The sequence below is a fragment of the Archangium minus genome (assembly GCF_044360475.1).
Classification (GTDB): Bacteria; Myxococcota; Myxococcia; order Myxococcales; family Myxococcaceae; genus Archangium; species Archangium minus.
Map to the genome: position 1 here is coordinate 9863029 of NZ_CP043494.1, position 11678 is coordinate 9874706.

Sequence of the window (11678 nt, forward strand, 5' to 3'; positions counted from 1 at the left end):
TCTCCAGACGGAAAGGAAGGAGGAAGAACGGAGTCAGCGGACCGGGGCGACATCCGGCCACGGAACGTCACCGCGCGAGGCGATGACGACCTGCTGGATGGGCATCTCGAACCCGCGGGAGGACGTGAGCCCCACGGGCTCGAGCAGCCGCCGGAAGTCGGGCATGGACAACACATCTCCCTCGTTGGACACGTAGCGACGCAGCGAGAAGTAGAGCGCGTCCAGGGGACCATCGCGCCGGTCGGTAAGCAGGTAGCCCGAGATGACGAGCAACCCCTGGGGACGCAGAGCGCGGGCGAGCTTCGCGAAGAACCCTGGCAACGCCTCGGGAGGAAGCGCGGGGATGACCTGGGGCAGGAGGATGACGTCGTACTGGGACTCGCCGTAATCCACGGAGAGACAATCGCCGGCCCAATAGCGCGCACGGCCCTCCAGTTTGAGCTTCGCGATGTTGGGCTTCACCTGCTCCAGGACGTGCTCGGAGTCCAGGTAGGTGACGTGGACCGAGGGCTCGCTCAACCCGAAGGCGGCGCCCCAGACCCCCGAGCCGGTGCCCACGTCGAGGACACGCGCGTCCTTCAGCGGGCGCATGCGGACGACAAGCTCCGCGGCCTTGCGGCCCAGCTTCACGTGCGAGGCGAAGATGCCGGTGATGCGCGAAGCGTTGCGCTGGTAGATGCGCCGGGCGGTCTCGGGGTCGCGCAGATCCAACCGGAACCTCCGCTGGGTGACCGCCTCATCTAGGTGCCCGAAGGCCTCCCAGTAGTCCATGGTGGCCGGGAACGAGCGCTGGAAATACGGCAGGCTGCTCGCGTCCAGGGATCGGCCAGCCAGCTCGGAGAAACCGAAGGACTCGCCCTCCTGCCGGACGATGCCCATGGATGCGAGGACCCCGAGCAGGACGCGCAGCGCCTCGGGCTGGGAGCCCGTGACCTTCGCCAGCTCCACGAGGGGACGGGGACCGGGCACCAGCGCCTCCAGCAGCCCCACCTCACCGCTCGTCACGAGCGCCTGGGTGCGCAGGAAGTTGCGGGCGGCACGCTCATCATAGTCCGCAGCGAGAGCATCCGGCGCGGGTGCACGAGGAGCCAGGAACTCCTGCTGGTACCACCCGAGCAGGTCGCGGGACTCGCCGAGCCAAGCCACCGGCGAACCGGTGCGGACGGCCTCGGGCAACTTCGCGGACACGAGCCACCAGCCCCGCGCCTCGCGCATCCGAGCGACGAACCCGGGGCGGCGGAGGAAGGCACTCGCCACCGGGAGTGAATAACCCCTCCCCTCCTCCAGCCGGACGAAGCCGAGCCCCACCAGCGGCTCGATGACGGAGCGAGTCCCCCGCACGGAGCCACCGATGCGCTGGGCGAGCACCTCCAGGGACACAGGAGAGGAGCCCTCATCCGGGAGGTGCTCGAACATCCCGAGCGCGACAGCACCCAGGAGCGCCGCTGACTCATTGCTCGCGTCACGAGCCCAGAAGTTGAGTTGCTGAACGAAGGCGGTCTGGGAGGGCGCGGAGGTGGACTCGGCCAAGATGCTTGCCTCGGGGGGGTCACGCCAGCGGAGCCTCGGTCACCGGCGTTTCAGCGGGGGGACCCGAAGTATGACCCAGCGGGCCACTGGTTTGCACCAGGGCCTCGGCAACCGAGCCGGAGCGCTGTCTCGTGCGAGCAATTGCTCTGGGGGGCAACACCCTGCTTGGACAGAGTCCGAGAGCCCGTGGATGTCCCCTCTCCCTCTGGGAGAGGGAGCATGCGCACAAAGACTTCGTGGACACTCCACAAGAGGCCCTGCGCCTGCTTCAAGTGAGGCCGGCCTGAACACCCGCCGACAGACGCTTCCACGCAGCGGCAAGTGCGTCCGCGGCCACCACCACATCCGCATGCGTCGTCGTCCGACCTAGGGACAGACGCACCGAGCCGAGTGCCGCCGAGGGATCCACGCCCATGGCGGTGATGATGGAGGATGCGGACTCCTCGCCCGCGTGGCACGCCGAGCCCGTGGACGCGGCCACCTCGGGCACCGCCGCCAGCAACGCAGAGCCACTCACGCCCGGGAAACGCACGTTGAGCGTATTGGGCAGCCGCTCCTCCGGGTGACCATTGAGCGCCAGCACCGGAACACGCGCTCGCAGCCGCTCCCAGAGTTCGTCCCGGAGCCCACGCACCCGAGCCTCCTCCACCATCACCGTGCGGAGCGCCACCTCGCAGGCGACCCCGAGGCCCACGATGGACGCGACGTTCTCCGTCCCCGGACGCAGGCCGCGCTCATGCCCCGCCCCGAGCAGCACCGGGCGCAGCGGCGTTCCCCGGCGCACGTACAGCGCCCCCACGCCCTTGGGCGCGCCGAACTTGTGGCCCACCACGGTGAGCAGGTCCACGCCGAGCGCCTCTACGGACACAGGCAGCTTGCCCACGGACTGGGCCGCATCGGTGTGCACCAATACCCCCCGAGCCCGGGCCTCGCGGGCAATCTCCGCGATGGGCTGCAACACCCCCGTCTCATTGTTGGCGTGCATGAGGGTGACGAGCACCGTGTCGCTGCGCAGCGCGGCCAACGCCTCGGAGACGCGAACGCGCCCCTCCGCATCCACCGGGAGCCACGTCACCCGCCAGCCATGCTTCTCCAGCTCGTGGCACGGCTCGGTAGTGGCTGGGTGCTCGATGACGGAGGTCACCAGGTGACGCTTGTCTGGGAGCGCCGCCGCCACGCCACGGATGGCGAGGTTGTTGGCCTCGGTGCCATGCGCGACGAAGAAGATCTCCTCTGCCGTCGCACCAAGCAGTGCGGCCACCTGAGCCCGAGCGCGGTCGACGGCCTCGCGGGCTCGGCGCCCGTAGACGTGAGCACTCGACGGGTTGCCGAAGTGCTCACGCAGGTACGGCACCATGGCATCGACCACCTCCGGTAGCAGCGGTGCGGTGGCGTTGTGGTCCAGGTAGATGGGCTCGCTTGGCAGGGTCATACGGCCCGGCATTCTCGCCCATCTCCCAGGACTCCGGTGAGCCTCATGGGACGTCTGTCGGATCCCACCCCGTGTACAGGTCCTCGTTCATCCCATCGAGCCGCTGCATATCCTCGGAGGAAAGGGAGAAATCGAAGACGCTGGCGTTCTCGCGGATGCGCTCCTCGTGGACGGACTTGGGGATGACCACGAGCTCGTGCTGGAGGCACCAGCGAATGAGCACCTGCGCGGGGGACTTGCCGTGCCTCCGGGCCATCTCCACGACGCGCGGGTCTCCGAGTCGGAGCCCCTTGGTCAGAGGGCTGTACGCCTCCACGGCGATGCCCTTGTCCGCGCAGTAGCGCAGCAGCGAGGGCTGATAGAGGAACGGATGCTGCTCCACCTGATTGACCGCGGGGACGACCTGGGCGTGCGCGAGCAGCTGGTCGAGGTGGTGCTCCAGGAAGTTGCTCACCCCGATGGCGCGGCACTTCCCCTCGGCGAGCAGCTTTTCCATGGCGCGCCACGAATCCAGCCGCCGCCCCGGCACGGGCCAGTGCACCAGATACAGGTCCACATACTCCAGCCCGAGGTCCTTCAGGCTCCGCTCGCAGGCGCGCAGCGTCGAGTCGTAGCCCTGGTCCTCGTTCCACAGCTTGGTGGTGACGAAGATGTCCTCGCGAGGAAGACCGCTCTCGCGCACTGCGGCGCCCACGTCCCGCTCGTTCCCGTAGATGCGGGCCGTGTCGATGTGCCGGTAACCCGCCGACAGAGCCGAGAGCACCGCCTGGCGCGTCACCTGCCCCCTGGGTGCCCGGAAGACGCCCAGACCCAGCCGGGGAAGTTCCACCCCATTGTTCAGCTTCACGGTGGACTGCAGGTTCAGCGCCATGGTGCTCCTCCTAACCAGCCCCCTCGAAGACACGCCATGTCTAATACTACCCGGTCATTTCTTCGGAACGCAGATGCTGGGTTCGCCATGCGAGGAGCCCGTGCAGAAGTAGCCACCAGGGCAAGGGCTGAACGCCGTCCCACACAGCTGCTCGCAGCTCCGATATTGCTTGAAGTGTGCCCACCAGGGCCGTTCGATGGAGCTTGCTTCGGCGTGCGGCCAACCCATGCAGTAGCGCACTCCTGCTTCGGCGCAGTCCTGATCGATCTCGCAGCCGTACGAGCCGGTCAGCAGCCATGTCGACCCAGCAGCGAGCGCCATGAGGGCGATGGTCGTCATCGCGGCGCGCATTTGAGCAGCCATCATTTTCCTCTTAGTTGGCGACTTCGATGTCGTCGACGTACCCGCGGAAGTCACCCGTCAGGGGGCCGTAATCATAGGTGATCAGGATCCTGTCGATCGTCTTGCCCGCGAGCCATTGACCGATCCGGGACTTCGTCTGTGTCCACGCGTTGACGGTGCCACGGCTGGCTCCGGGGTGCATGCTGATGCCGTTGATGTCCGTCGCACCCGAGTCCCGGAGCGTCGAGCCGTCCGTCATCACGAGATCCACGGTCACGTGTTGGGAGAGGCTGTTCTGTGGGTATGTCCAGAAGGACAGCTGGGTCGTGGACTGCACCGGGATGTGGACGTCGTAGGCCTTGAAGTAGGCGAAGGAGCCTCCCGTGGTGAGCGTATCGCGCCCGGAGATCCGCAGCGCCCGGCTCCCGCTGTGGGCCTGTTCGCCCGCCACGACTCCGAACCCGACGCTGCCGGTCCCTCCGTAACCCGTCACCCCCTGAACCCCCCCTCCCGTTGAATCGATGGTGTTGCTCCACGTCAGCGCGGCGTCCGTTTCCTCCGCACCCGACCGGAACCAGACCGGGCCATTCGTATAGGGGATGGGCACGCTCGGCGTGAGCGCATCGAGCCCCGCGATCATCCGCGTCACCTTGCCCGCCAGACGCAGATAGAAGTCGGAGGAGATGTAGCTGCCATCGGAGCTCAGCGTGAGGAAGTACTGGTTGGTGGGAGCCATCGACGAGTCCTCAGCCGCCTTCGCAATGGCCGTGCCCTCGTCGTACTCGTCGAACATGGCGATGTAGGCCGAGGGAATGCCCGCGCTGCGGATGTTGACGGCCTGCTTCCACAGGAGCGCGCCCCCGCGCCGGGGGATCTGATTCTTCGTCCCGCCATTCCAGTTGGACCAGGCAAAGCCGGGGAACAAGACCGGCTGATAGGCCTTGCCGTAGGTGGCGCAGTAATCGCGGTCGGGGATCAGGTAGTTGTTCTTGTAGCTGTCGACATCGGCGTCCGTGGCGTAGCGCCCGACGGTCCACGGAGAGATCATGTCGAACTTCTTGTACACCTCGATGAAGCCGGGCTTCGAGTCCTCGCGGCTGTCGCGCCAGTTCGTCGGGACACCGCCAATGACATAGGTGCCCTGGGCTCGGAACCACTCGATGAGCTCCGAGGCTTGTGCGGCGGTGCCCGGCCGATCCGTGAAGCCCAAGCCCCAGATGGCGACCACCGGTTTGCCATCCTGCACCGCGTAGCGGGAGGAGGAGGTGAGCCGGAGTTGGCCGATGATCTTGCTCGTCCAGTCGTCCTTCACCATCTGGACAAAGGTGGCCTCGTTCAGGCCAGAGACGTCATACATGACATAGAAGAGGCGCCCGGTGGCCTCGGCGGCGGCCCTCACCTTGGTCGCGACACTGTCGCGATGCGCCATGAACACCCCATCCGTCGTGAGGAACCGTTGCAGTGCGGCCCCATCGAGGCCGTACTGCTGCATCCATTGGAAATGCTTGTTCACGACGTCTGCGGGGTACGAAGAGAACAGCTTCGCCGGAGCCCCGTTGCCGAGCGGCGCATAGCCGGTCTGGAAGAGCGACCCGGCCGCGTACTCCGAGATGTCCGGGTACAGCTCGAAGGTTTGATGGCCGGGGGCGGGCACCCCCTCGTTGGACCGGTAGACACCGGCCGACCAGTGAGACCACCGCTCGACGGGGGAGCCGTCACCATAGGCGGTGAACCAGCCCTGGTAACCGACGATGACCTTGTCCCGAATGCCTTGCGTGACGACCGCCTGGCTCGCCTCACGCACGGGTTCCGAGGGGCTCGATTGCGTGGACTCACCCGGCTCCACACAACCTACCCCGGAGATCGACAGAGCTACCGCCAGGAACAATCGGCTCGACCGTTTCGCGTTCATCCGAACAGGGAAACAACGCAAAACCAGCTTGTCAAGACAGTGTATGTCCCCTCTCCCTCTGGGAGAGGGCTAGGGTGAGGGTATTTCCCACCTGGTGTTCCTGACTGGGAACAAGGACCAGGAGTCTCGTGCTCCGAGACGAACCAGGGCAGAGAACAACACGGGGAGACATACCCTCACCCCCCGCCCTCTCCCAGAGGGAGAGGGAGCATGCGCAACCCATTCATCGGACGATTCATGAGCGACCGGGAGCAGCAGCCTGCCGCCGTGGGGCCGGACGCTCGCGAGCCTCCAGCGAGCGGCGCCACCGGGCTCGTAAGGAGGCGGGACGCTCAGGATAGGACTCGTTCAGGAAGTCCGCGCCCACCACCCGGTCCGTGCGGAAGCTGCGGAAGTCCCGCCGCAGCTCGCACCACGCAATCAGGATGCGCACGGTGTCCATGTACCCGACGATGACGGGCCAGACAGTGCGCTCGCTCGTGCGGCCCTGCTCGTCGCGATAGCGAAGGACGATCTTGCGGCCCTCGCGAATGGAGGCGCGCACTCCGGCGACGTCCAGCCCGTCGGGAGTCACGTTCCAGACGGGCGGCGTACCGGAGGCCGGCTCGAGCACATAGGGTTGCAGGCGCTCGGGCACGGTGGCGCGGATCTTGGCAATCAAATCCCTCGCGGCCCGGGCCAGGGAGGGATCCGCGCGCCCGGCCACCCATTGGGCGCCCAGAACCGCAGCTTCGATCTCATCGGCCGTCAGCATCAGGGGTGGCATGTCAAAGCCAACATCCAGCACATAGCCCACGCCTGCCTCGCCTCGGATCGGCGTGCGCTGGTCCATCAGCGCGGCGATGTCGCGGTAGACGCTGCGCTTGGAGGTCTCCAGCTCGGCGGCGATGGCGTCGGCGGTGACTGGCCCCCGGGCCCGCCGGAGGATCTGGATGATCTGAAAAAGGCGTTCGGCGCGTCTCATGAAACCATCATCGTGAATCGATGCTGACAGCATGCTGGCAGCAGGGTGGCGGTAGCAAGGGGGGCATCGGCCACCACGGCCGCGAAGGAGACGGCACGGTGCCGTCCAAGAGGATTGCCATGAAGCTCTACTTCCACCCCATGTCCGGAAACTCGCGCCGCGTGCTGCTCGTGGCCACCCACCTCGACGTGCCCCTCGAGCGCATCATGGTCGACCTGACCAAAGGAGAGCAGCGCGGGGCGCCGCACCTGGGGCGCAACCCCAACGGGCGCGTCCCGGTCCTCGATGACGACGGCTTCGTGCTGTGGGAGTCGCGCGCCATCATGGAGTACCTGGCCGAAAAGACGCCGGGGCAGACCCTGCTCCCGACGGACGCGCGCGGCCGCGCCGATGTGAGCCGCTGGCTCTTCTGGTGCGCGACCCACATGGCCCCGGCGAACACGATCCTGGTCTTCGAGAACTTCGTGAAGGCGCTGACGGGCGGCAGGCCGGATCCCGCCGAGGTCGCGCGGGGAGAGGCGCTCTTCGCGCAGCACGCACCGATCCTGGACGCGCACCTCGCGGGCAGGACGTGGGTCGCGCAGGATCGCCTGACGCTCGCTGACTTCTCCCTGGCCGCGTCGTTCGCCCTCGCCGGTCCGGCGCGCCTGCCGATCGGGGACTACGCGAACATCCAGGCCTGGCTCGGGCGCGTGCAGGCGCTCGAGGCGTGGAAGCGCACCACGCCGCCTGCGCCGCCGCCCGCCGCCCGCGGTTGACCGCCAGCGCCGTCACGCGCGCGCAGGCGGACGGCACTACGGTGTCAGGGAATGGGCAAGCTCGAGCTGCGAGAGCGCCAGAGGTGAGAACCCCGCCCCGAGGAAGAAGCGCTCGCACCGCCCCTCCGGGACGATGGCACTCACCGCCATCGGCTTGCCGGGCCAGGCCGCCGCCAGTGCGCGCAGCAGCCGACGTCCGGCCCCCTGCCCTCGCGCCTCTGGCTCCACGGCGAGGGCCCGCAGCGCAAGCGTGGGCGCGGAGACATCTCCGAGCACCGCCACCGCGGGCCCCAGCCGGAAGGCCCGGGAGGGGAGCGCCAGCCCCGCAAGGGTGGCCGGCGCCACCTGCCAGGGCAGCCCCTCGGGGAGGAGCCGCGCGCAGACCAAGGGGTCCACCTCCTCCAGTGCAGCAGGCTCGGGAGTGGGAGTCCCCATGAACCCCACCAGCCGGCGCACGCGCTGGAAACCCAGACGCTCGTAGAGCTTCACCGCGGGGAGGTTCTGCTCGATGACCTCCAACTGCATCCGCGTGTCCCCGCGAGCACGCGCCTCCTCCATCAAGGGCAGCAGCATGGCACCCCCGAGCTTGCGGTTGCGGTGTGTGGACACAATGCCCATGCCCGCGACTCGGCTCACCCGCCCCCGCCGAGCCATCAGCACCAACCCCACCGGCTCGCCGTCCACTCGCGCGATACGGCTGTCTGCCAGGGAGATGTGCTCGCCCCGCACGCGCGCGTCGAACAGCAAGGGCGCGTCGGGAATGGTGACGAAGTAGCCCTCGAAGGCGCGGGCAAAGAGCGTGGAGAGGGAGTGGAGCGGCAACTCAGAAGCTGGCGTGAGGTCCATGGGGGCGACTCGGGTGGGAGAGCAGCGGCCAGCGTGCCGGGACGCTCATCCACGCGCAAGCGACCGCGCCCGCGAGACGGCCTCGAAGCTGGCGCGCAATCGCCGTAGCCCCTCGTCGATCCTGTTCGTCGCCATCGCACCGTAGCCCAGAATGAGCCCGTGCTGGGCAGACCGCTCCGCGCAGTATTCCGAGAGGGATTGCACCCCCACTCCCGCCTCCCTCGCCTGCGCGACGACGTCTTGCTCCCACCGGGTACTGCTCCGGTTGAAGACCGCGCTCACGTGGAGACCGACCCGCGAAGGAACCGGCTCCAGCCACGGGCTGAAGTGGCGCGTCAACGCCTCCACGATGCGTTCGTGCCGGGACTCGTATTCACGTCGCATCTTGCGGATGTGCCGAGCGAGGTGGCCCTCGTCGATGAACCGGGCCAATGCCGCCTGCACGGGCCATTGCGAGTACCCATCAGCCACGGACTTCGCCATCCGCAGAGCGGCGAAGAGGGAGGGCGGCGCGACAAGGAACCCCAGGCGCAGCCCGGGCAGCATCACCTTCGAGAACGAGCCGACATAGACGACCCGCCCGGAGCGATCGAGCCCGTGCAAGGTCTCGAGGGGACGACCGCCGAACCGGAATTCGCTGTCGTAGTCGTCTTCAATCACCACGGCGTTTCGCTGCTCGGCCCAGGCCAGCAGGGCGTTGCGACGAGAGGGGGACATGGCCACCCCGAGCGGAAACTGGTGCGAGGGCGTGACGTACACAAGCCGAGCATCATGCGGCAACGCGCTGACATCGAGGCCCTCGGCGTCCACGGGAACACCCACCACCCTGGCCCCCAGTGACTGGAAGAGGAGTCGTGCCGGCGGGTAGCCCGGCTCCTCTACGGCCACACACGCCCCTGGCTCAATCAGCACGCGCCCAATGAGATCGAGCGCCTGCTGTGCCCCTTGCGTGATGAGCACCTCGTCCGCGGTCGCGCGAACGCCGCGTGCCAGGAAGACGTGCCGAGCGACGGAGGCCCGGAGTGCGGGATGACCGGCGGGCTCGCCGTCATCCGCCGTCTGCGTCGCGGCGCGCAACTGTCGCGCGACCAACCGGCGCCACGTCTCGAATGGAAACAGCCGGGCATCTGGGATGCCCACGCGGAACTCGTAAGCAACGGGAGTCCTGGGCTCGCTCGAACCCGGGAGCTCGCGCCAGAACTCGCGGAGCTTCAAGGGCCGCCCGGGGCTCGAGACCTTTCGAACGCCGGTGGTGCGCACCTCTCCCTGGACGAAGCTTCCGACGCCTGCGCGACCGGCCAGCAACCCTTCCGCCGTGAGCCACTCGTAGGCAACCGCGATGGTGTTCCGAGACACGTCGAGGCGCACGGCCAGCTCGCGCGTGGGAGGCAGCCGGTCGCCCGGGCGCAGACGTCCGTCAAGAATCGCGGCTCGGATACCCCGGTAGATCTGCCCCGCCAGGTCCCGCCGGTTCTGAAGGTTGACGTGAAGCTCCATGCGACCTCGGCCTGTAACTTGGCCCAGTGACTTTCGTCAATTGTGGCTCTCCTAGTGGACCAGAGCCCATGGCACCTTCCGCGCCATTCCAAGAGGAGCCGTCATGTCCCAACAGGCTGTCGTGTCGTCGCGTTTCATTGATACCGAGCGCATCCCCTGGGTTCCGCTGAGTCCTGGGTTCTCATTCAAGCCCCTCCGCTTCCTCCGCAATGAGCTCGGCCGAATCCAGCTCTTGCGCCTCGAGCCCGGAACCATCATTCCCCGTCATCGCCATACAGGAGAGGTCCACGGGTTCAACCTCGTGGGCCAGCGAAAGCTGCTCGACACGGGCGAGTTGGTGGGTCCAGGCGGGTATGTCTACGAACCCGCCGGCAACGTTGACAGCTGGATGGCCGTGGGCACCGAGCCCGTCATCGTTCACGTCACCGCGTACGGCGCGGTCGAGTACCTCGATGAGCGCGGCGAAGTTGTGAAGCGAGCAACCTGCCTCTCACAATTCGAGGTGTATCGGGGCTGGTGCCAGAAAAACGGCATTCCGATGCTGGATCTCCAGGAGTGATGTGGCCACCTGCTCTTCGAAAGGGTCCGCCGCCGTAAGTCTTACTGCCCTCCGGGGCACTACCGCCCACCCACCATTGTAAGCCCCCTGAATCACAAGGGATGGGACGAGAAAGGCGTGGCACGCGGACTGCTATAGCCCCCAGGCAAGAAGTCGACGGGCGGTTCGGGGCAGGACGGGCGGGTTGGGCAGGACGGGCGGGTTGGGGTCGGTCGTTTGGGGGGAGGGGCAGAGCAGTAGCACTTCGGGGGAAGTGGGTTGGGGAACGAGTCGGGGAGGAGCTGATGGGGCAGCTCCTCCCCGATTTGTTTTTTGTCATTTGCCCTCCGCTCCTGAAGCCGCTCAATCCTTGACGTACCGTCAGGGTATCGCCCGGTGGGACGTCCGCTTCCCGACGCCCTGCCGCCATGCAGGCACGGCTCGGTTCCTGCTCGGTTGACCGGCCGCACGCAGGGTCAAAGGATTGAGTAGTCATGAGCACGCAAGAGCCGAGGATCGTGGTCACGTCGACGGACATGGAGCGGCTGCGGACTCTCATCGACACGACCGCCGGAGATAAGGCGGAGACGCTCGATGCGGAGTTGCTGCGCGCGGAGGTCGTCGAGCCCAGCCAGATACCGCCTGACGTGGTCACCATGAACAGCCGGGTGGTGTACCGGGACGAGGATTCGGGGGAGACGCGCGAGGTGACACTCTCCTATCCCCAGGATGCGTCCCTGGAGCATGGGCGGGTGTCCGTGCTGGCGCCCGTAGGCGCGGCGCTGCTCGGGCTCTCGGTGGGGCAAGAGATCGAATGGGAGCTGCCTGGGGGCAAGCACAAGCGCCTACGCATCGTCTCGGTCACCTATCAGCCCCAGGCAGCCGGCCACTTTCACTGAGCCCTCCCTCCCCTCACCCCTCTTGAGCTCAAAGGGGTGAGGGAGGCAGGCGGACAGACGATGAACATGGGCGCGCGGCCTCTGTTAGA

Annotated in this window: 11 protein-coding genes; 3 read left to right on the plus strand and 8 right to left on the minus strand. The window is 67.3% G+C overall.

Going from position 1 to position 11678, the window contains the following annotated elements; all coding sequences use genetic code 11:
- Nucleotides 1–33: 33 nt before the first annotated feature.
- The 6 genes from F0U60_RS40235 to F0U60_RS40260 form a co-directional block, all read right to left on the minus strand.
- Nucleotides 34–1530, minus strand: a complete 1497-nt coding sequence (locus F0U60_RS40235; protein ID WP_395807797.1) for a class I SAM-dependent methyltransferase — start codon at nt 1528–1530, stop codon at nt 34–36.
- Between the two features lie 268 nt (nt 1531–1798).
- Entirely contained in the window at nt 1799–2974 is a 1176-nt protein-coding gene (locus F0U60_RS40240; protein WP_395807799.1) for a cysteine desulfurase family protein, read from the minus strand.
- A gap of 31 nt (nt 2975–3005) precedes the next feature.
- Nucleotides 3006–3833 (minus strand): aldo/keto reductase, encoded by an 828-nt coding sequence (locus F0U60_RS40245; RefSeq protein ID WP_395807801.1) that lies wholly within the window; start codon nt 3831–3833, stop codon nt 3006–3008.
- A 54-nt stretch (nt 3834–3887) separates the two neighbouring features.
- Nucleotides 3888–4199 (minus strand): hypothetical protein, encoded by a 312-nt coding sequence (locus tag F0U60_RS40250; RefSeq protein ID WP_395807803.1) that lies wholly within the window; start codon nt 4197–4199, stop codon nt 3888–3890.
- A 7-nt stretch (nt 4200–4206) separates the two neighbouring features.
- Complete coding sequence (locus tag F0U60_RS40255; RefSeq protein WP_395807805.1) at nt 4207–5979, minus strand: glycoside hydrolase family 71/99-like protein; 1773 nt, start codon at nt 5977–5979, stop codon at nt 4207–4209.
- A gap of 343 nt (nt 5980–6322) precedes the next feature.
- Complete coding sequence (locus F0U60_RS40260; RefSeq protein ID WP_395807807.1) at nt 6323–7051, minus strand: helix-turn-helix transcriptional regulator; 729 nt, start codon at nt 7049–7051, stop codon at nt 6323–6325.
- 119 nt (nt 7052–7170) lie between these two features.
- Between F0U60_RS40260 and F0U60_RS40265 the strand changes: the two genes are divergently transcribed.
- The gene (locus F0U60_RS40265) at nt 7171–7809 is read left to right on the plus strand and encodes a glutathione S-transferase family protein (protein ID WP_395807809.1); all 639 of its coding nucleotides are present in this window, start codon (nt 7171–7173) and stop codon (nt 7807–7809) included.
- 36 nt (nt 7810–7845) lie between these two features.
- Here the strand turns inward: F0U60_RS40265 and F0U60_RS40270 are convergent, their stop codons facing one another.
- Entirely contained in the window at nt 7846–8655 is an 810-nt protein-coding gene (locus tag F0U60_RS40270) for a GNAT family N-acetyltransferase (RefSeq protein WP_395807812.1), read from the minus strand.
- A gap of 45 nt (nt 8656–8700) precedes the next feature.
- Nucleotides 8701–10152 (minus strand): PLP-dependent aminotransferase family protein, encoded by a 1452-nt coding sequence (locus F0U60_RS40275; RefSeq protein ID WP_395807814.1) that lies wholly within the window; start codon nt 10150–10152, stop codon nt 8701–8703.
- 103 nt (nt 10153–10255) lie between these two features.
- Between F0U60_RS40275 and F0U60_RS40280 the strand changes: the two genes are divergently transcribed.
- Both F0U60_RS40280 and rnk read left to right on the plus strand, forming a co-directional pair.
- Nucleotides 10256–10711: a cupin domain-containing protein gene (locus tag F0U60_RS40280; RefSeq protein WP_395807816.1), complete on the plus strand. Its 456-nt coding sequence runs from the start codon at nt 10256–10258 to the stop codon at nt 10709–10711.
- Between the two features lie 473 nt (nt 10712–11184).
- Nucleotides 11185–11589 (plus strand): nucleoside diphosphate kinase regulator, encoded by a 405-nt coding sequence (gene rnk / locus F0U60_RS40285; protein ID WP_395807818.1) that lies wholly within the window; start codon nt 11185–11187, stop codon nt 11587–11589.
- Nucleotides 11590–11678 lie beyond the last annotated feature (89 nt).

Coding starts and splice junctions, on each gene's coding strand:
- F0U60_RS40280 (WP_395807816.1), top strand. CDS start 10,256: ATGTCCCAACAGGCTGTCGTGTCGTCGCGTTTCATTGATACCGAGCGC.
- F0U60_RS40265 (WP_395807809.1), top strand. CDS start 7,171: ATGAAGCTCTACTTCCACCCCATGTCCGGAAACTCGCGCCGCGTGCTG.
- F0U60_RS40260 (WP_395807807.1), bottom strand. CDS start 7,051: ATGAGACGCGCCGAACGCCTTTTTCAGATCATCCAGATCCTCCGGCGG.
- F0U60_RS40250 (WP_395807803.1), bottom strand. CDS start 4,199: ATGATGGCTGCTCAAATGCGCGCCGCGATGACGACCATCGCCCTCATG.
- F0U60_RS40240 (WP_395807799.1), bottom strand. CDS start 2,974: ATGCCGGGCCGTATGACCCTGCCAAGCGAGCCCATCTACCTGGACCAC.
- F0U60_RS40270 (WP_395807812.1), bottom strand. CDS start 8,655: ATGGACCTCACGCCAGCTTCTGAGTTGCCGCTCCACTCCCTCTCCACG.
- F0U60_RS40245 (WP_395807801.1), bottom strand. CDS start 3,833: ATGGCGCTGAACCTGCAGTCCACCGTGAAGCTGAACAATGGGGTGGAA.
- F0U60_RS40275 (WP_395807814.1), bottom strand. CDS start 10,152: ATGGAGCTTCACGTCAACCTTCAGAACCGGCGGGACCTGGCGGGGCAG.
- rnk (WP_395807818.1), top strand. CDS start 11,185: ATGAGCACGCAAGAGCCGAGGATCGTGGTCACGTCGACGGACATGGAG.